Here is an 18,845-nt window from a genome sequence, read left to right as displayed (position 1 = left end):
GTTGACCCCCTCCGTCAGCGGCTGCGCCGCTGCCACCTCCCCTGAGAGGGGGGAGGAACCTCTAAAGCCCCCTGGCCACGCCCTCGCGGCGCGGGTCGGCCCCGCCTTCGAGGCGGCCGCCCTCGCGGACGATGACGCCGTGCAGGCCGCTGTTCTCGCCGCCGTTGGACTTGATGATCAGGCCCTTCTCGGCCAGGGCGGCGACGACGCCCGGCGCAAAGCGGTCGGCCTCGCCGCTGACGCTGGACCCCCGGGCGATGACATTGGGCAGGTCGATGGCCTGCTGCATGGTCAGTCCCCAATCCAGGACCCCGACCAGGGCCTTGAGGTTGTAGGACAGGATGGCGGTGCCGCCCGGACTGCCCAGGGCGGCGACGAAGCGGCCGTCCTTGTCGAGCACGATGACCGGCGACATCGACGAGCGCGGCCGCTTGCCGGGGGCCACGGCGTTGGCGGCCGGGACGCCTTCCGCGTCGACCGGCGCGAAGTTGAAGTCGGTCATCTGGTTGTTGAGGAAGAAGCCGCCCACCATCCGGCCCGAGCCGAAGATGCTCTCGACCGTGGTGGTCATCGAGACCACATCGCCCCGGGCGTCGACGATGACCATGTGGCTGGTGCCGCCCGGCTCGTTGGTCCTGTCCTCGCCGCGCCTGGGCGCGCCCGGCGGAACCCCGAACGACGGCGGCGGACCCCAGGTCTCGCCGATCAGCCTGGCCCGCTCATCGGCGTACCCGCCATTCAACAGGCCCTTCACCGGCACCGAGGTGAAGTCGGGATCGCCGACATAGCGGTCGCGGTCGGCGTACATCAGCCGCTCCGCCTGGGCGATCTGCATCCAGGCCACCGGGTCGGTCGGACCGCGCCTGTCGATGTCGGTGCGCTCGAGCAGCTCCAGGGCTTCAAGCAGCACCACGCCGCTCGAGGCCGGCTGGGCGGTGCAGATCTGGTAGACGCGGTAGGTGGTGCACAGCGCCTTCTTCTTGAGCGGCTTGTAGCCGGCCAGGTCGGCGGTGGTCAGGGTTCCCGGGACCGGCCCCTCGGCCACCTTGGCGACGATGGCCTGACCCACCGGCCCCTTCAGCAGTCCGTCCGGACCCTCCGCGGCGATGCGGCGCAGGCTCTCGGCGTAGGCCGGGTTCTTCAAGGTGTCGCCGGCGACATAACGCTTGCCATCGGGTTTGGTGAAATAGGCCGTGGCGTCCGGCGTCTTCGACTGCGGATAGATGGAGGTGATCATCCCGGCCAGGCGCGGGCTGACCGTGAAGCCCTCGGACGCCAGCCGCTCGGCGTCGCCGAACAGGCTGTTCCAGGGCAGGGTCCCGTGTTCCTTGTGGGCGTAGTGCAGCATGGCGACGGCCCCGGGCGAACCGGTCGAGCGGCCGCTGAGCACCGCCTGGATGAAGCTCATCGGCTTGCCGTCTTCGCCCAGGAACATCTTCGCGTCGGCCCCGGCCGGCGCCATCTCGCGGCCGTCGTAGGCGGTGACCTGTTTGGTCTCGGCGTCGTAGTGGACCAGGAAGGCGCCGCCGCCCAGGCCGCTCGACTGCGGCTCGACCAGGCCCAGCACCGCCTGCACCGCCACCGCCGCATCAACGGCGCTGCCGCCGCGCCGCAGAACGTTGAGCCCGGCCTCGACTGCCAGCGGATTGGCGGCGGCGACCATCACCGGACCGTTCGTGGTCGGGGCTTCAGGCTTCGCCGCGAAGGTCGAACAGCCCGACAGCATCAGGGACAGGGCCGTAATGGCGGCGATCAGGGGACGCATGACTTCTCCAGCAACGGATGCTCACCATAACGGCGCCGCCATGGACAACAACGGTCCGGCAGGCGATTAAACCGCTCCAGCTTCCGGAGTTCCGATGCCCGCTCGTCCCGGTCCGCGCAACAGCCTCACCGATGTTCCCGGCCTCAAGGTCGGCCAGGCGCAGGACGAGCGCGTCCGCACCGGCGTCACCGTCGTCCTGCCCGACGAGCGCTGTGTCTGCGCCGTCGACGTGCGCGGCGGCGGACCCGGCACGCGGGAGACAGACGCCCTCGATCCGGAGAACCTGATCGGCGCCAGCATCGACGCCGTGGTCCTCTCCGGCGGATCGATGTACGGCCTCGCAGCCGGCGATGGCGTCGCCGCCTGGCTGGGCGCCAATGGCCGGGGCTATCCGGTCTCCCAGAACCCGGAGGTTCCGCGCGCTCCCATCGTGCCGGCCGCCATCCTGTTCGACATGGCCAACGGCGGCGACAAGGCATGGGGCCTGGAGCCGCCCTACCGTCGCCTCGGCATCGAGGCGGTCAGCAACGCCGGCCTGGACATCGCGCTCGGCACCGCCGGCTGCGCCTACGGCGCCAAGGCGGGCGGCTGGCGCGGCGGCACGGGCAGCGCCAGCATCGTCACCGACGACGGCCTGGTGGTCGGGGCCATCGCCGGGGTCAATTCCTACGGCTCGGTCACGGCCGGCGACGACCGCACCTTCTGGGCCGCCCCCTTCGAGCTGGACGGCGAGTTCGGCGGCCTGGGCTCAGCGGGCCTGACCAGCGCGCCCGACCACTGGAACCGCGCCAAGGCCAACCCCGGCCTGCGCCAGAACACCACCATCGCCGTGATCGCCACCAACGTTTCCCTGTCGCCGGGCGAGGCCAAGCGCGTCGCCATCATGGCCCAGGATGGCCTGGCCCGCGCCGTTCGCCCCGCCCACGCCCCCTTCGACGGCGACATCGTCTTCGCCCTGTCGACGGCCCAGCGCCCGCTCGATGAGCCCTCCGCCATGTGCGTGGCCCGCATCGGCGCCCTGGCCGCCGACGTTCTGGCGCGGGCGATTGCGCGCGGTGTTTACGAGGCTGTGGGCTGGCCCGGGGCCGACGTTCCGACCTGGAAAAACGGCCTATGAAAAAAGCGCTCTGACCCGCTTGCCTTTCCATTCTCCCGCGACTAGGTTCCGCGCCCTCGCCGGACCCTTAAGAGGGCCCAGCGAAGTGCGCGCCCGTAGCTCAGCTGGATAGAGCATCAGACTACGAATCTGAGGGTCGGACGTTCGAATCGTTCCGGGCGCGCCATTTTCTTCCTGACATCGCCATCGCCTCAGTGCTGAACGGGATCGACCGTCAGATCCTCCGCCAGCTTGGCCGGTCCGTCCGCTCCCTTGGGAATGGTCGTCTCGCCGTCCTTGGCCAGGCCGAGGGCGGCCCGCTTTGCCCTGGCAGCCGATGGCCTGTCCGAGAATACCGTTCCGCCGAGCCTAGCGGGTATGGGCCGTCGTTGTGAGGGCCCGCAACAAGAGGCTCCAAAATGCCCAAGCACCCCAACATCCCCCTCAATCCCTTCAGCGCCTCGCCGACTGAACGAAATCGCTGGCTGCCGGTGATGTCTGACCAGCTGCGTCCGTCATTCGAACGTCTGGCCCGGCAGCTCCGCCTGGAAGACCGGGCCCGCAGCGAGGGCGCGGAGAACCGCCCGGCGGCATCGGACGGCGACATGGACGAACCCCAACGCCAGGTGGTGAGTGAAATCGCCGCCGGCGCCAATCTGCTCAAGCAGTTCCTGGCCAACCAGCTCAACGACGCCCAGCAGAAGATCGCCAATCTGCGGATGGGTCCGCTGGACCCCACCCTGGCGCTCGCCGAGGCGCGGGCCGCGGTTTCCCAGGCCAAGGTGAAACTTCGCGAGGACCTCCAGGAAACCCGCCTCGCCGAACGGCGGCGCTACCGCACGCTGCGCAAGTTCCGCCGCGACCACCGCCTCACGCGGAAGGCCGACTATGCGGAAGAGTGGTTTCTGCCGAGCGCGATCATTGCCGGCCTGGTCTCCGTCGAGGGTGTCGGCAACGCCTTCCTGTTCCAGGGCGCCGTCGACGGCGGTCTGATCGCCGGCTGGGGCCTGGCGGCGATGTTCAGCGCCGTGAACGTGGCGATCGGCTTCGCGGGCGGCTTCTTCGGCCTGCGTCTGCTCGGCCACGTCAAGGCGCCGTTCAAGGCGCTCGGCGCGGTGACGCTGGCGCTCTCGATGGCGGCCGGGGTCTTCTGGAACATCAGGATCGCCAACTTCCGCGAGGCCCTGGAGCAGGGCTCGGGCGACAACGCCTTCTTCACCGGCGCGCCGGGCCAGAATGGGCTGGCCTTCTCGTCGGCCGAGGCGCTTGCCTTGCTGATCCTCGGCCTGGTCGTCTTCCTGGTTGCACTTCTCAAGGGCCGGGGTGGTCGCGGCGGCTATGTCGATCCCTACTGGAGCTACCGGCCGGTCGACCTGGCGCATCGGGAAGCCGAGGCCATTTACCGGACGGGCAAGGACGACTATCGCCAGCAGGTGGACGCGGCCTACCAATCGGTGCTCGGCCAGCTTCGCGGCCGTTACGCCGACGAGGCCCGGAAGGTCGCCACCGCCTGCGAGATCGCGGACCAGGCGGAGGAGAGGGCGGCCGAGGTTCGCGACAGCATCGGCGAGTGGGTCGCCACCGGCGGGGCGCTGCTGCGCCGGTATCGTGAGGAAAACCTGGCGGTTCGAACGGACACGCCCCCGGCCTACTTCACGGTCTATCCGACCTTCGACGCTGTGCAGCAGGGCCTGGCCGACGCGAGCGCGCTCCGTGCCCAGGTGGATCGCGCCATCGCTCAGCACGAGGCCAACGGCCCGGTGCTGACCGATCTGGAGCGCACCCTCGCGCACCTGCGCCAGGAGGAGTCCGAGGGCTTCCTCGCCGATATCGGCGATATCGAACTGGCCGCGGACCGGCGTCTCCAGCGCGACTGGAGCGATGAGGGGGCTGACACCGCCGACCAGACCAGCGGTCGGACCCCGGCGCGCCTGCCCGCCTTTGTCGCCGCTGAAGTGGAGGCCTGATCATGGTCACGCTTCCGCGGATCCTCAGCCCGGCGGCCGCCCGCCGCCGGGCGTTCCTTCTCTTTGGCGCGGTGGGGGTGCTGGCCGTGGCCGCCGGCGTCGGGGCGATCGCTTCACGCCCGCCCCCGCTGGACGACCGGCATTGCCGCACCGACCGGCCGCTCGCCGCCAGCACACTGGTCGTGGTCGACACCAGCGATCCGTTGAACCTGATCCAGCAGGAAACCCTGCTGGCGGCGATCAGCGAGGCGCGTCAAAGCACACCCAAGTACGGCAAGTTCACCCTGTTGCTGATGGACTCCGGCAAGCCCTTCGAGCCCACCGTGCTGGTGTCGCTCTGCAATCCGGGCTCCGCGGGCCAGGCCAACGCCCTGGTCGAAACCGTGGACCGGGTCGGGAAGCGCTGGCGCGACGGATTCGGCCGTCCGGTCGATGAAGCGGCGATGGCGGCGGCGCGACGCGCCGGCGCGACCGCCAGTCCGATCATGCAGGCCATCACCGCGGCGTCCTGGCGCGAGGACTTCGGTCCCCGTGTCGGTCGCCGGACCCTGGTGGTGGTCTCGGACCTCCTGCAGCAGGAACCCGGCGGCTTCACCACCTACCGCCAGGGCGACCTGTGGGGCCGCTACGAGCGCAGCCTGGCGAGCAGGGTTCCGGCGCAGCTTTCCGATGTCTCGGTCAAGGTTCGCCTGCTTCGTCGGTCCGAAGCCACGGCTCTGCAGACCCCCAAACTGACCGGCTTCTGGGGTCACTGGTTCGCCGACCGCGGGGCCACGGACGTCGACTTCGGCGGCGCCGCGCCGCCGGTGGCCAGGAAGGGAGGTTGAGATGGCCATGGTGCTGCAGACCATCGCGGTCCTGCTGATCGCGGCGGGAGGGCTGGCGGTCATGCTCCGGCAGCCCTGGGCCGGGCGCCTCCTGATCCTCGGCGTCGGCCTTGCCGTTCTGGCAGGCTTTGCCTCGAGCCGGCCGGACCTGGCGGGGGCGGCGCTGGGAATTGCCCTGCTGTTGCTGCTGCTGGCCACGGTGGTGCTGGCGGGCGTGCTGGGCCTCATCCAGAAGCTGGTGAGAGCGATGTTCGGCGAGGCGGCCGCCGGCCATGTGGCCGGCGTCTATGTGGTCCGCTTTCTCGACGCGCTGTTTGGACGCCGCCGCCGCTAGGGTCCGTCAGCCGGGTGAGCCGGATGACCCGCCGGGTTGCGCCAGACTCCATGCCAGACCGTGGCGGGGCCCCAAACAACTGACGCGGAAGCGACGCAGACCGAATGTGCCCAGGAGCTGGACGAGAGCTGCCGCGCCGGTGACGACGCGCTCCATCTCATCGCCGTCCGGGTTCAGCGGATCGAAGGTCGGCCGCAGGCTGTCCCATCCGGCGTGCGGCGCCTTGCCGACCAGGGTCAGCATGGCCTCCAGGCCGCGAACCTCCATCTCGACGCCGTGAACCCGGCGGGGGTCGTAGCGACCGTTGGCCCCCCGGGTGTTGACCGAAATCCAGGCGCACTTGGTGGCGACGCTGCCGTGCACGATGACGTGGTCGATCTCGCCGACCACAAAGGGCGCGGTCGGCAGCGCGGCGGTCAGATCCGCCCGGAAGGCCGCCAGGTTTGATCCGCTGCCGGCGAACCGGTTCAGCAGAATGTTGGCGCCCAGGTCCAGGCTGGCTGAGGCGAGGATATTCACCGCCCCGTTCATGCGCACGGCCGACACCTCGATGCTGCCGCCGCCCTGATCGACAACCAGCACCTTGCCGGCCAGGCTGGAGCCCCCTCCCGAACCGTGAGCCGAGGCCAGGACGGCGTAGTAGGCCTCCTCGTCGGCGGTCAGCAAACGGACCTGCCTCAGGCTGGCCGGCAAGCTGTCGGGATGGTTCGCCGATATCCGGCGCATGGCCTCGGTGCCCACCATCGCCAGCTGACCGGCGTCATTCTCCCGGGCAAGCTGCTGGAAGTCCGCCACCGCCCTGGCGGCGTCGGCGAGCGCCGGCGCCAAGGCGGAAGGACCGGCCGCGAGCGCCGCCATCAGGGGACAGAGAACCGATCGGGTCGCGACCGGGTGGACCCCGTCCGCATCGATGTCGGCGACCAGCATCCGGACGGCGCGGCTGCCGATCTCCAGGACCGCCACGCGGCCAGGTCGGCCGTCTACGGCCGGGGTCGGGGGCTGACGGCTCATGCGGCGGGCCGTGGCGTTCGGCGGGCGGCCGAAGGGCGGGCCTTCGGCGGCGCGCGGTGAATTTCAAGGAACTGGTTGCGACCGATTCGCCAGCGTTCGTGAACGAAGCGGAGGCGCTGATCAGTGAAGCCGACAAGGCCGCTTGGCGGTGCGGCGTCATGTCGGTGGATGTATTTCCGCATTCCCGACGGCTGCGGCTCTTGCAGTCGAGCCAGGACGGCGGGGTCCGGCTCGATCCGGGCCAGGTTACAGGCCCCCAGATACTTCGTCAGACCACCGCCACCGCCGGAATGCTCCGCGCCCTTGAGCGCCTGATTCCAGAAGCCTTGCCGATAGAGCGCGGCGGCCCGGCGGTGGTCCGGCTCGGCATCGCCCATGTACTCGAACCATTCCGGATCGAGAACGTCCTGGGCCTTCGAGAGCCGTCCCAGAGCCTCATCGTTGTCCTCCCTGGCCCGGGCCAACCCGATTTCGTTGCCCGACAGCTGCATTTTCTGGGCAGCGCGGGTCGTCGCCACCACGAAGCGACAGGCTTCCTGCTCGGCCTTGGTCGGCCGGGAGTCGCAGGCCGACCAGGCGTAGGCGAGCATCTTGCGACGAAAGTCCTCATCCCCCTTGCCGTCTCGCTGGAGCTTGAACGACAGCTTTGCGGCCCAGACCAGTTCGACCGGATGGACGGTCTCGTTGCGTTTCCGCTTCTGGGCGAGATGTTCCTTTACGGCGCCGAGCATGTCGGTGTCCCGCTCGTGGGAGAAGGTCGCCGCCCACCGCACGGCGGACCAGCCGAACGGCTCGCCAACGCGCGAAAGCCGCTCTCGCTCCTGGGGCGAAGCGTTGGTGTCCCGGCGGTTCTGCCAGGCCGCCGAGAGGTGGTGTTGCGCTTCGTGAAGCCACACCGGCGAGAGGGCCTGTTCGAAATCGAAACGCGCCGCATCCGGGGACGGCTCGAGGAAGCCGACAATGGCGTTGGCGGCGTCGAAATGGAGCGTCGCCAGCTCCTCCCGGTCCGTCGGCAGCGCCGCTTTCTCTGTCAGATAGTACTCGTAGGCCGCATCCGGCGGGAACTCCCTGGGATTTGACACGCCGTAGGACAGCCAGGGTGTTCCGTTGGCGCGAGGAGACTGCAGCGCCTGGAGGGTCTGGAGACAGGAGGCTTCGTCCAGTCCAAGCATCCGTCGCGCGATATGGAAGGTGAACCCGTGGCGGAAAATACTGAGGCGGCGCATGGCGCGCTGCAGTTCGGGGGGGACGGCCCCGATGGGCATTTCGTCGGTGTCGGCCCAGTCCCTGGGCACCAGGATGATCCGGGTCTGTTTGATGAACTTCCTCAAAGAGTCGATCGGCGAGGGCCTGAGGGTGGCGGCCGCCGCCCTCGTGATCGTGTCGATCTGAAGCCGGGCGAATGGACCGGTCGGCATGCTGGTATCCGCCATCAGCCGGTCGCTGCCGACAATCACCAGGATGTCGGGTGCGCGCCGGCTCTGAACAGCGTCGGGAAGGAAGCGGTTCAGTTCGTCGGCCAGCAATTGACCGGGCCGGTCCCGCGAGACCAGGTGGCAGAAGGGTTCGAACTTGGCGGGATCGGCGCCGAGCGCCTCCCAAACAACCTGCCAGAAGCGCTCGTTGATCTCCCGATCCACCGTCCTGATGACCGTGTAGGAGCCCTGCCGCTCCCATATTCGGCTTCCGCGTTCCAACTCCGGCAGTTTGGCGGTCAGGTCGTTGAGGCGTTTCAGCGCCCTCGCAACCCCCATGGCGCTGATCGACTCGTCGAGGGTGACCACCTTCTGGTTTTCCAGCTCCAGGATCCGCAGGATGAGGGAGATCTCGCTTTCTTCCTCCTCGCTGAGATCCTTGTCCTTGAATCCGGCGGCGAGGTCGGGACAGCGAACCCAGCGGTGCCTGCGCCACTCGTCCCCGAAGACGTGATCGGCGTAGTGGGACAGCAACCTGCCTTCGGAAATCTTGAGGCGCCGGGAAGGGTTCTCCGGCGTCTGGCCGGACGGCACGATCAGCTGGTCGAAGAAGAAGCTGTCCGCGACGCAGCGGGTTTTCAGATCGACGCCGCCGACCCGCCCGATAAAGCGGTCGCTGCCACGGTCTTGCCGATCCTTGCCGTAGCCGTTGCGCTTGACCCGCGCCAGCGTGCCCGTGGCGCAGATGGTTTCCATCGCCCGGCTGTTCAGAAAGCCGCCCAGTATGACCAGGGCGAGATAGACCTCGAGGCTGTCTCCGTCGAATGCGAACTGGCCCCAGTTCCGGTAGGGCGCCACCACGGCCTCGGCGACCCGCAGGTCGATCGTCACCGACGCATTCTCGATCATGCGCAGGAATCTGGGGTCACAGCCGGGATGCTTGTAGGCCCACAGATCCTTGGCGGCGAGCAACGCCTTGCGGATCGGGACTTCCCAGGCGCTTGCCTCGATGATGTGGGTTTCGCCGTCGGCCGGTTCGAACTGCCGCAGGGCCACCTCTTCGCGGGGCGGCAACGGGTCGGCATTCAGCCGGACATCGACGATCACCGGCAGCGTGCAGTAGGTGGATTCGCCGCTTGCGGGCGTGAGGACCAGCAGGGGCCAGGCGAAGCTCTGCTGCAGGATGGCATTCTCGACCATCCGCCATCGCGACAGTCGGGTCCGACTTGGAAAGCGGGTCAGGGCGTCAATGCGCTGGCCCGCCAGTCGCGCGCCCTGAAGGTCCTGCATGATCCGCCGCAGGCCGGTCCGGACCTCGGGCGTTTCCTCCCAATCGGCTCTCATTTCGAGCTTGGCGAGCCGCGGAAACTGCGCCGGCTTGAGGGCCCCGTGGGTCAGTCGGTTGGCGATCAGTTTCGCGCCGGCGATGGGCGAACGCCGGGAGGACTCATGCCATTTCGCGGTCCGCAGCGCCTCCCCCCACAGCGGTGTGTAGTCGCTCCACAGATCGCACTGCTTGGCCGTCAGCGTCGCCAGGCCCTCCAGCGCGGCCGGCGGCAGCTGGCGCATGGTTTCGACAAGCGCCAGGGTGCTGCCCTCGATCTTGCGCTTCGGCCAGGCGGGCCTGAAGACGGCCTCCTGTGTGTCGCTCCATGCGTCGGGGTCGGTGCGCAACAGAGCCGTTCCGAGCGCCAGCCGCTGACCCTTGACCCAGTCCAGGAGGGGAGCGGGGAAATCCTCTCCCGCCGGGTGGTTTCCTAGGTCCATGACACCCTCCACAGCCCCGGATCGAGACCTTGGGCGTCAACGAAATCTGCGAAAGTGGGTCTATCCAGGCCCTCGATGCGGAATTTGCTCATGGCCTCGACCCACGTCAGCCGCAGGCGATGATCGCCCAGCTGCAGAAGGCTCGCGCCTGCCGCCTCGGCCGGCAGCTCGACATAGAATTCCTGTAGTCCCTCGTAGAGGCGAACAGGGTCACGACCGGTGGGAATCTCGTACCGCAGCACAATCTTCCTGATCGAGGGTTCAACCGCGGCGTCCGGATCCGCCTCCAGCGGCCGGGCCGCCATGCGGAACCAGGCTTGCGTCGGCGCTCCGTCGCTTTCGCCAGCATCGGGAGCCGCCGGTAAAGGACGGTGTGCGGCCAGGTCGACGACCTTCGCCGACGCAGCCTCCTCGGCTTCCAGCCGGGCGAGCAACGCCTGAACCTCCGTGGCGATCTCGTCGGGATCCAGCCCATCGTCGATGGTCATCTGGATCAGCTCTTCTTCCGACATTGCGAGGATCATCTCCTCAAGCGGATCGGTCTGATGGGTCATGTCATTCATCCACCTTGACGAGCATCTTCGCGCGGTCGATCGCGCGCTGGATGGTGTCTAATTCGGTTTTGCTCAGCCCGAGCGCCTCCTGGATCTTCTTCGCTTGGACGTCCTGCTGTTGCAGCATCAGCACCTCGCGGTGCCGTCCGCCCGGCGGGACATTCCTGAGGATGGCCTCAAGCGCATGGCGGACCCGTTGGGTGCGGAGCATCCTGGCCTCGGGTCCGGGTTCGTCATTTGCGGTCGTGCCCAGGACACCGATGCCCTCGGCCTCGTCGCTTGGCCCCCCGCCGCTGGCGGGCTCGCGCTCACGGATGAGATGGTCTCTCCAGGCCAGCGAGCGGATGATCGAGATCATGTTCTGGGTCACAGTCAGGTCCCGTCGCCAGGCGCGCGAACCATCCCACGACCGGACGTAGGCCTCCTGAAACAGGTCGTCGCCATACTCGCTCAGACCGAGGGCCCAGGCCCGACGTCTCGCATAGCTCCTGAGGGCCAGGCGCAAACTGTTGGTACGCGCGATCTCGCGGATCGCGGCCCTGACCTCCTCGAGGGCGTAGTGATCGTGACCACCGTCCATCGGCCTCCCTTCCGCGCTAGTGGCCGTCATCCGTCGGCCTCCCGGGGAGAGATGAGGGCCCGAAGGCCTTCGATCCCGCCCTGTCCTGATTGCATCCTGGACTCCGTACGCATCCGCTGGCCTCCTTCTTTCGCGTGAGCCCGCGGGCGGCGACCGATACGCGTCGCCGCCCGCGGGGACGGTACTGTGGGCACTGTCGGGCGGCGGGGTGGCTCCTTTCCGCAGCGCTCGTTGCGCCGCCCGATACCTGTAGGGCTCGGCAGGCGCGGAAACTCCGACAGGACGCGAAAGAAAAAACTGAAAGCCTGCCCAGCGGCATAGCGAGCCGCTCTTCAGGGCGGTCGCGCGGGGTCACCAACTCGCTCAAGTCTGGCGCTGGCCAGACTGATATGCAACCCGGAGAAGTAAAGTGGGGCCGGCGTGTCTAGGCCTGGAACGGGAAGGACGAGACGCTCTTCACCGACTCTTCCACCAGCGGCGTCCGGTTGATCGGCGCCGCCGCCCGTTGCGGGCATTGGCGGCGCTCGCAGATGCGGCAGGCGGGGCCAACCTCGACGACCGCCGGGGCGGCCATGTCCAGGCCCCTGGCGTAGACCAGCTTGGCCGCGTGCTTGAGCTCGCAGCCGAGGCCAATGGCCAGCTCGTCCTCCAGCCCGCCCAGCAGGCCGGCCACCCGTCGCACGGTGCGCGACAGGGTGAAATAGCGCTCGCCGTCGGGTGTCTCGATGACCTGGGTGACGATGCGGCCCGGGGTCTTGAAGCTGTCGTGGACGTTCCAGCGTGGGCAGGTGCCGCCGAACCGCGAGAAGGGGAAGGGGCCGCTGGCGTAGCGTTTGGAGATGTTGCCGGCGGCATCGACCCTGAGCATGAAGAAGGGAATGCCGCGCGCGCCGGAGCGGGCCAGGGTGGTCATCCTTTGGGCGGCCTGTTCGAAGCTGACGCCGAACCGCGAGCGGACCCGCTCGATGTCGTAGCCGGTCTCCTCCAGGGCGGCGAGGAACTTGGCGTAGGGCATCATCATCGCCCCGGCCACATAGTTGCCGAGGAAGACCTTCAACTGCTGGCGTGTGGCGCGGTCTGGCGGTGAGAACCGGTCGGCGATCTCGCTGATCGCCTCGCCGCAGCTGAGCAGGCCCAGCTGGTAGGCCATGGCGAAGGTGCGGCTGGCCGGCGCAAGGGTCTCGGCGATCAGCAGCTGTTTGCGGTGCTGGTCGTAGCGGCGCAGGGTCCCGCTCATCACCTCCGCCGGCATCACTCGCACCTTGACGCCGAACTGATGGAGCAGCGCCTCGCGCACCGACGGGTTCAGATCGCGCTGATCGGCCTTGATGCTGGCCAGCAGGTCCTCGGCCAGCGTCTCGAGGTCGGCGAAATGGTTACGCTGGACACTGACCAGGTCACGGACCCAGTCGGTCGGGGTGGTGTGGGGCGCGGCCGGCAGGTCGTCGCGGCCCTCGAAGGCCGACAGGTCGATCAGGTTGCCGCGATCAAGGTAGGCCCGGTACAGGCGCACGAAGGCCTCGGCCAGGCTGGGCGACAGCTCGGCCACCTCGGCGGTCTCATGACGGTTGATGGCCAGGTCCGCGAACAGCCGGTCGGCCAGCACCTCGTCCAGCCCCTCGCCACCGCCCGGCTCGTCGGCCGACAGGGTGCGCAGATCCAGATCATAGGCCTCGGCCAGGCGCAGCAGCACCTGGGCGGTGACCGGCCGCTGGTTGCGTTCCAGCAGGTTCAGATAGCTGGGCGAGACCTTCAGCTGTTCGGCCATGGCCGCCTGGGTGGCGCCGAGATCGCGCCTCAGCCGCTTGAGGCGGCCGCCGAGGAAGAGCTTCTTGTCTGACATGGCGGTGTCACGTTGTCATAAATTTACAGACGCGACAATGTCACTTTACGACAAATCGTCTTCAATCCGTTGGGCCGATTTCCGGGTGTGGCGTTAGCTGATCGCAACGAGCCACCTTTCAGTTCCCGGACCAGACCATGACCCGCAAGACCTACGCCGAACACCGCGAAGCCCTTCTCCGCCGCTATCCGACGGGCGAGACCAACGGCGGCGTGGCCATCGACGACATCATCCAGTTGAAGATGCAGAACACCTTCAACACCCACCTGGACATCGCCCGCGACATGGCCGGGGTCATGCGCGCCGACATGGCGGCCTATGACCTGGACAGCAGCAAGTTCACCCAGTCGCTCGGCTGCTGGTCGGGCTTCCACGCGCAACAGATGATCAAGTCGGTCAAGCGCCTGCGCGGCACCACCAAGGGCGCCTATGTCTACCTGTCGGGCTGGATGGTCGCCGGCCTGCGCAACCGCTGGGGCCACCTGCCGGACCAGTCGATGCATGAGAAGACCGCCGTCGTCGAGCTGATCGAGGAGATCTACGTCTCCCTGCGTCAGGCCGACGAGGTGGCGATCAACGACCTGTTCAAGGTGCTGCGCGACGCCCGCAAGGCCGGCGACGCCGCCGCCGAAAAGGCCGCCATCAGCGCCATCGATGGCTTCGAGACCCACGTCGTTCCGATCATCGCCGACATCGACGCCGGCTTCGGCAACGAGAACGCCACCTATCTGCTGGCCAAGGAGATGATCAAGGCCGGCGCCTGCTGCCTGCAGATCGAGAACCAGGTCTCCGACGCCAAGCAGTGCGGCCACCAGGACGGCAAGGTCACCGTGCCGCGCGAGGACTTCATCGAGAAGCTGCGCGCCTGCCGCCTGGCCTTCGAGGAGCTGGGCGTCGACGAGGGCGTCATCGTCGCCCGCACCGACAGCCTGGGCGCCGGCCTGACCCAGAAGGTGCCGGTCAGCCGCGAGCCCGGCGACCTCGCCAGCGACTACATCAAGTGGCTGAAGACCGAGGTCATCACCCAGGACAACCCGATCCAGGAGGGCGAGCTGGCCCTCTATCAGGGCGGCGAGTTCGTGAAGCCCGTCCGTATGCCCAACGGCCTGTTCGCCTTCCAGGACAACACCGGCCGCCAGCGCGTCATCGAGGACTGCATCGCCTCCCTGACCCAGGGCGGCGCCGACCTCCTCTGGATCGAGACCGACACGCCGAACGTCGACGAGATCGCCTCGATGGTGGCCGAGGTCCGCAAGGTCGTGCCCAACGCCAAGCTGACCTACAACAACAGCCCGTCGTTCAACTGGACCCTCAACCTGCGCGGCCAGGTCCGCAAGGAGTGGATCGCCAGCGGCAAGATCACCGAGGACGCCTATCCCGAAGGCATCAAGCTGATGTCGGCCGACCTCGACACGTCCGAACTGGGCCTCGAGACCGACCGCCGCCTGGCCAGCTTCCAGGCCGATATCTCGGCCCGGGCCGGGGTGTTCCACAACCTGATCACCCTGCCGACCTTCCACCTGACGGCCAAGTCGATGGACGAACTGTCGCGCGGTTACTTCGGCGACGACCGCATGAAGGCCTACGTCAACACCGTGCAGCGCGAGGAAATCCGCCGCGGGGTGTCGGCCGTGAAGCACCAGCATGAGGTCGGCTCCGACCTCGGCGACACCTTCAAGGAAATGGTCGCCGGCGAGCGGGCCCTGAAGGCCGGCGGCCACGCCAACACCATGAACCAGTTCGCAGCGGCCTGAGGGCCTTCAGAGAGGGAGACGACGATGACCAAGCAACCGAGCTTCACCCCGGCCGCCATGCCGGACTCGTCCAACCGCGAACGCGCCATCGAGCGCATCGCCGAAGCCTCGCACCGTCTCAACGAAGCCGTGCGCCGGGCCCTCGACGCCGGCTATTCGGTCGAACTGGTCCGCGCCTCGCGCTGCCACGACGGCTCCGGCAACTGGGGCGACCAGATCGTCCCGACCATCCGGGAAAAGGAAGCGGCTTCGGCCTGAGTATTCGCTGAACACCACACTGCAGCGCCCCGCCCATGCCGCCAAGCATGGGCGGGTGATCTTTGACGCCCGCCCCCAAGAAACTGGCAAGGACACCCCATGCCCCTCGACACCGCCGCCAACATCCAGATCACCGGCCCCGTCGATGGGCGCGCCAACGAAATCCTCACCGCCGAGGCTCTGGCCTTCGTCGCCGACCTGCACCGCACCTTCGACGGCCGCCGGCGCGAACTGCTCCAGGCCCGCAAGGTGCGGCAGGCCGAGTTCGACGCCGGCATGCTGCCCGACTTCCTCACCGAAACGGCGGCCATCCGCGCCGCCGACTGGACCGTCGCCCCGATCCCCGCCGATCTGCAGGACCGCCGGGTGGAGATTACCGGCCCGGTCGACCGCAAGATGATCATCAACGCCCTCAACAGCGGGGCCAGGGTGTTCATGGCCGACTTCGAGGACGCCACCGCCCCGACCTGGGCCAACCTCATCGAGGGCCAGGTCAACCTGAAGGACCGCTGGGCCGGCCAGCTGACCCACACCGACGCCAGGTCCGGCAAGTCCTACGCCCTCGGTCCCAACCCGGCGGTGCTGATCATCCGCCCGCGCGGCTGGCACCTGCCCGAACGCCATCTGCAGATCGACGGAGAGACGGTCAGTGGATCGCTGTTCGACTTCGGCCTCTACCTCTTCCACAACGCCCACGCGGCCCTGGCCCAGGGCTCGGGCCCCTACTTCTACCTGCCCAAGCTGGAGAGCCATCTGGAAGCCCGGCTGTGGAACGACGTCTTCGTCCGCGCCCAGGCAATGCTCGGCCTGCCCAACGGCACGATCAAGGCCACCGTTCTGATCGAGACGATTCCCGCCGCCTTCGAGATGGACGAGATCCTCTACGAGCTGCGCGACCACATGGCCGGCCTCAATTGCGGCCGCTGGGACTACATCTTCTCGGTCATCAAGCGGCTGGGCCGCAACCCGGCCTTCCTGACGCCGAACCGCTCGGCCATGGTCATGGGCCAGGCCTTCCTCGGCGCCTATTCGCTGAAGCTGATCCAGACCTGCCACCGGCGCGGCGCCTTCGCCATGGGCGGCATGGCGGCGCAGATCCCGGTCAAGGGCGATCCGGCCGCCAACGACGCCGCCTTCGCCCGCGTCCGCGCCGACAAGGAACGCGAGGCCGGCGCCGGCCATGACGGCACCTGGGTGGCCCACCCCGACCTGGTGCCGGTGGCCATGGAGGTCTTCGACCGCCTGATGCCGACCGCCAACCAGCTGGACCGCAAGCTGGCCGACCTGAGCATCGGCCAGGCCGACATGCTGGAGCTGCACAAGGGCGGCCGCACCGAGGACGGTGTGCGCGAGAACATCCGCGTCGGCATCCGCTACACCCAGGCCTGGATCGAGGGCCGAGGCGCCGTGCCGCTCTACAACCTGATGGAGGACGCCGCGACGGCCGAGATCTGCCGGACCCAGCTGTGGCAGTGGGTGCGGCTGGAGGCGGCCCTCGACGATGGCCGTGACCTGACCTCGCAGCTGTTCGTCAGCCTGCTGACCGACGAGATGGCCGGCCTTCGCCGCGACTTCCCCTCGCCCAGGCTTGAGGAGGCGGCCCAGCTGTTCGTCCAGATGGTCCTGAGCGATACGCTGGAGGAGTTCCTTACCCTGCCCGCCTATCAGCTGATCGACTGACAGTTCCTCCCCCTCTGGGGGGAGGTGGCAGCGGCGAAGCCGCTGACGGAGGGGGTCACAGCCCAAGCGGGCGGGTAAACCTGTTCGCGGCCGATCCGCCGGTGGGGACCCCCTCCACCATCGCTACGCGATGGTCCCCCTCCCCCGATGGGGGAGGAACTTATTTCCGTTTCTTGCTCAAATTCAGCTCCACCGCCGCCCGGACCAGCGCCTTGAACGCCGCCTCGTCGATTTCCGCGCCCTGCGGGATGTCGATGGCGCGGCGGGCGTTGCCCTCGAGACTGGAGTTGAACAGCCCCTTGGGGTCCGGCAGCGACGCCCCCTTGGCGAAGGTCAGCTTGACCACAGCTTTGTAGACCTCGCCGGTGGTGATGATGCCGCCGTGTTCGAACACCGGCACCCCGCGCCACTTCCAGGTCTCCTCGACCTCGGGATCGGCCTCATGGATCAGCCGCCGCATGCGGGCCAGCATCTCGCCGCGCCAGTCGGGCAGGGATTCGATCTTCAGGTCGATCAACTGCGAAGGGGTGGGGCCATCAGTGCTCATCGTCGCTCTCACATCTTCTCGCCGGGCAGGCCGGCCGCCTGTTTCGCCCAACTGCTGAACTTCGCCTCGTCCAGCTGGCCCTCGCGGATGTCGAGGTAGCGGACGTTTTTCACCTTCGACTTGCCCGGTGGCATCGGATCCATCGCCTCGCCCTGAAAGAAGGTCACCTTCACGTAGGCGTTGAAGCAGTGGAAGCTGAGGAACCAGACACCCTCCTCGACGCCGTAGAAGGGCGAGTTCCACTTCACGGCCTTCTTCACGCCGGGGACAGCCGCCTCGATCAAGGCGTCGAGCCGCTCACCCAGCGGCCGCTTCCAGTCCGGCATGGCGGCGATGTAGGCCTGCACCGGTCCGTCGCCGTAGCCCTTGGCGATCTGCGGATTGCCGCCGGAGAGGAGTTTCGGCCCGCTCACGCCTTCCTCCGGGCCTTCAGCACATAGGGCAGGGCAAAGAGATAGAGGCCGCTGACCAGCAGCAGGATGAGGGGCACGAGCGCGAACAGGCCCATCCACCACGGCGGCTGGCCGCCGCCCGACATGGCGACGATGTAGGCGATGACGCCAAGGGTGAAGGCGATGGAGATCCAGCGGTGGCTGGTGCGGACAAGGCTGCTCATCAAAGTCCTCCCGTCAGTCCAGGCCGCCCAGGACCTGTTCGAGTTTGTCGAAGAAGTTCGGCCATCCCTGGAGGGCGCCGCCGAAGGCCTGGCGTTGGTTCGGCCGGAAGCCGGCCTGCTCGACCCGCAGATGCGTGCCGCGCCCGCTAGGCGTCAGGGTGAAGGTCACCACGCTGTCGAGGTCGAAGGCCGGGTCCTCGTGCTTGTGGTTCCAGCTGTAGGCGAGGCTGTGGCCGGGCTCGACCTCCAGAACTTCGCAGTCCAGCACCCCGCCCCATTCGCCGCGCAGGGTGAAGCGGTGGCCGACGCTCGGCACGAAGTCGTTCTTCATCAGCCATTCCTCGATCAGGTGCGGCTGGGTGAGCGCCCGCCACAGCTTCTCCGGAGGGTGGGCGATGTCGCGTTCAATGACGACCGAACGGGTTTGCGCGTCACTCATTGGTCCATCCTGTTCAGCAGGTCCTCGAGGCCGTCGAGCTTGCGATGCCAAAAGCGGCGCATCTCGTCGGTCCAGTCGTTGAGGGCCGAGAGCATCTCGGGTTTGGCGCTGTAGTGGGTCAGCCGACCGTCGGGCCGGTCGCTGACCAGGCCCGCCGATTTCAGCACGCCCAGATGCTTGGACACGGCCGGCTGTGACACGCCGGCCCGGCCGGTGATGATCCCCACCGTCTGCTCGCCCTCGCGGCACAGGCCTTCGAAGATCGCCCGGCGGGTCGGATCGGCGAGGGTGCGGAACAGCTGGTCGGTGACGACGGACATTGATAACTCACGGGCTATGAATTACTCATAACTCTACAGCTATGGGTCGTCAAGCGCGGAATCTTCTCCTAC

Annotated in this window: 18 protein-coding genes and 1 tRNA gene; 8 read left to right on the top strand and 11 right to left on the bottom strand. The window is 68.0% G+C overall.

Features of this window, described 5'->3' with window-relative positions; all coding sequences use genetic code 11:
- Window positions 1-61: 61 nt before the first annotated feature.
- Window positions 62-1,765, bottom strand: coding sequence for a gamma-glutamyltransferase (ggt, locus tag AC2YG9_RS04685; RefSeq protein ID WP_487296758.1), 1,704 nt, complete (start codon window positions 1,763-1,765; stop codon window positions 62-64).
- Window positions 1,766-1,859: 94 nt separating this feature from the next.
- Here ggt and AC2YG9_RS04680 point away from each other — a divergent pair, with 94 nt between their 5' ends.
- From AC2YG9_RS04680 to AC2YG9_RS04660, 5 genes are all read left to right on the top strand, one after another.
- Window positions 1,860-2,882 carry a P1 family peptidase gene (locus tag AC2YG9_RS04680; protein WP_487296757.1) on the top strand — a complete coding sequence of 341 codons (1,023 nt, stop codon included), beginning with the start codon at window positions 1,860-1,862 and terminating at the stop codon, window positions 2,880-2,882.
- 89 nt (window positions 2,883-2,971) lie between these two features.
- A tRNA-Arg gene (locus tag AC2YG9_RS04675) sits at window positions 2,972-3,048 on the top strand.
- A 232-nt stretch (window positions 3,049-3,280) separates the two neighbouring features.
- Window positions 3,281-4,828 carry a hypothetical protein gene (locus AC2YG9_RS04670; protein ID WP_487296756.1) on the top strand — a complete coding sequence of 516 codons (1,548 nt, stop codon included), beginning with the start codon at window positions 3,281-3,283 and terminating at the stop codon, window positions 4,826-4,828.
- A gap of 2 nt (window positions 4,829-4,830) precedes the next feature.
- On the top strand, window positions 4,831-5,655 hold the full coding sequence (locus AC2YG9_RS04665) for a hypothetical protein (protein WP_487296755.1): 825 nt from the start codon (window positions 4,831-4,833) through the stop codon (window positions 5,653-5,655).
- Window position 5,656: 1 nt separating this feature from the next.
- Entirely contained in the window at window positions 5,657-5,989 is a 333-nt protein-coding gene (locus tag AC2YG9_RS04660) for a hypothetical protein (protein ID WP_487296754.1), read from the top strand.
- A gap of 6 nt (window positions 5,990-5,995) precedes the next feature.
- Here the strand turns inward: AC2YG9_RS04660 and AC2YG9_RS04655 are convergent, their stop codons facing one another.
- From AC2YG9_RS04655 to AC2YG9_RS04635, 5 genes are all read right to left on the bottom strand, one after another.
- The gene (locus AC2YG9_RS04655; RefSeq protein WP_487296753.1) at window positions 5,996-7,000 is read right to left on the bottom strand and encodes a Ppx/GppA phosphatase family protein; all 1,005 of its coding nucleotides are present in this window, start codon (window positions 6,998-7,000) and stop codon (window positions 5,996-5,998) included.
- A complete protein-coding gene (locus tag AC2YG9_RS04650; RefSeq protein WP_487296752.1) occupies window positions 6,997-10,182 on the bottom strand; it encodes a hypothetical protein in 3,186 nt (1,061 codons plus the stop codon). The genes AC2YG9_RS04655 and AC2YG9_RS04650 overlap by 4 nt, the downstream gene beginning before the upstream one ends.
- Window positions 10,173-10,736, bottom strand: a complete 564-nt coding sequence (locus AC2YG9_RS04645; protein ID WP_487296751.1) for a hypothetical protein — start codon at window positions 10,734-10,736, stop codon at window positions 10,173-10,175. The genes AC2YG9_RS04650 and AC2YG9_RS04645 overlap by 10 nt, the downstream gene beginning before the upstream one ends.
- A gap of 1 nt (window position 10,737) precedes the next feature.
- On the bottom strand, window positions 10,738-11,316 hold the full coding sequence (locus tag AC2YG9_RS04640) for an RNA polymerase sigma factor (RefSeq protein ID WP_487296750.1): 579 nt from the start codon (window positions 11,314-11,316) through the stop codon (window positions 10,738-10,740).
- A gap of 424 nt (window positions 11,317-11,740) precedes the next feature.
- On the bottom strand, window positions 11,741-13,159 hold the full coding sequence (locus AC2YG9_RS04635; protein WP_487296749.1) for a helix-turn-helix domain-containing protein: 1,419 nt from the start codon (window positions 13,157-13,159) through the stop codon (window positions 11,741-11,743).
- Between the two features lie 137 nt (window positions 13,160-13,296).
- Here AC2YG9_RS04635 and AC2YG9_RS04630 point away from each other — a divergent pair, with 137 nt between their 5' ends.
- The 3 genes from AC2YG9_RS04630 to aceB all read left to right on the top strand — a co-directional run bounded on the left by AC2YG9_RS04630 (window position 13,297) and on the right by aceB (window position 16,851).
- The gene (locus tag AC2YG9_RS04630) at window positions 13,297-14,913 is read left to right on the top strand and encodes an isocitrate lyase (RefSeq protein ID WP_487296748.1); all 1,617 of its coding nucleotides are present in this window, start codon (window positions 13,297-13,299) and stop codon (window positions 14,911-14,913) included.
- A 24-nt stretch (window positions 14,914-14,937) separates the two neighbouring features.
- Window positions 14,938-15,171 carry a hypothetical protein gene (locus AC2YG9_RS04625; RefSeq protein ID WP_487296747.1) on the top strand — a complete coding sequence of 78 codons (234 nt, stop codon included), beginning with the start codon at window positions 14,938-14,940 and terminating at the stop codon, window positions 15,169-15,171.
- 99 nt (window positions 15,172-15,270) lie between these two features.
- Window positions 15,271-16,851, top strand: a complete 1,581-nt coding sequence (gene aceB / locus AC2YG9_RS04620) for a malate synthase A (RefSeq protein ID WP_487296746.1) — start codon at window positions 15,271-15,273, stop codon at window positions 16,849-16,851.
- Window positions 16,852-17,011: 160 nt separating this feature from the next.
- Here aceB and AC2YG9_RS04615 read toward each other — a convergent pair whose 3' ends face one another.
- From AC2YG9_RS04615 to AC2YG9_RS04595, 5 genes are read right to left on the bottom strand one after another with little or no spacing between them, the layout of a single operon-like run.
- A complete protein-coding gene (locus AC2YG9_RS04615; protein ID WP_487296745.1) occupies window positions 17,012-17,398 on the bottom strand; it encodes a DUF1801 domain-containing protein in 387 nt (128 codons plus the stop codon).
- Between the two features lie 8 nt (window positions 17,399-17,406).
- Window positions 17,407-17,811 carry a DUF1801 domain-containing protein gene (locus AC2YG9_RS04610; protein ID WP_487296744.1) on the bottom strand — a complete coding sequence of 135 codons (405 nt, stop codon included), beginning with the start codon at window positions 17,809-17,811 and terminating at the stop codon, window positions 17,407-17,409.
- Complete coding sequence (locus tag AC2YG9_RS04605) at window positions 17,808-18,014, bottom strand: hypothetical protein (protein WP_487296743.1); 207 nt, start codon at window positions 18,012-18,014, stop codon at window positions 17,808-17,810. Before AC2YG9_RS04605 ends, AC2YG9_RS04610 begins: the two co-directional genes overlap by 4 nt.
- A gap of 13 nt (window positions 18,015-18,027) precedes the next feature.
- Window positions 18,028-18,453 (bottom strand): SRPBCC family protein, encoded by a 426-nt coding sequence (locus AC2YG9_RS04600; RefSeq protein ID WP_487296742.1) that lies wholly within the window; start codon window positions 18,451-18,453, stop codon window positions 18,028-18,030.
- The gene (locus AC2YG9_RS04595; RefSeq protein WP_487296741.1) at window positions 18,450-18,773 is read right to left on the bottom strand and encodes an ArsR/SmtB family transcription factor; all 324 of its coding nucleotides are present in this window, start codon (window positions 18,771-18,773) and stop codon (window positions 18,450-18,452) included. Before AC2YG9_RS04595 ends, AC2YG9_RS04600 begins: the two co-directional genes overlap by 4 nt.
- Window positions 18,774-18,845: the final 72 nt, after the last annotated feature.

Source organism: Caulobacter sp. SRI_014 (assembly GCF_057586315.1).
Note: the sequence above shows the minus strand (reverse complement) of the source record. Positions and strands in the feature narration are given on the sequence as shown.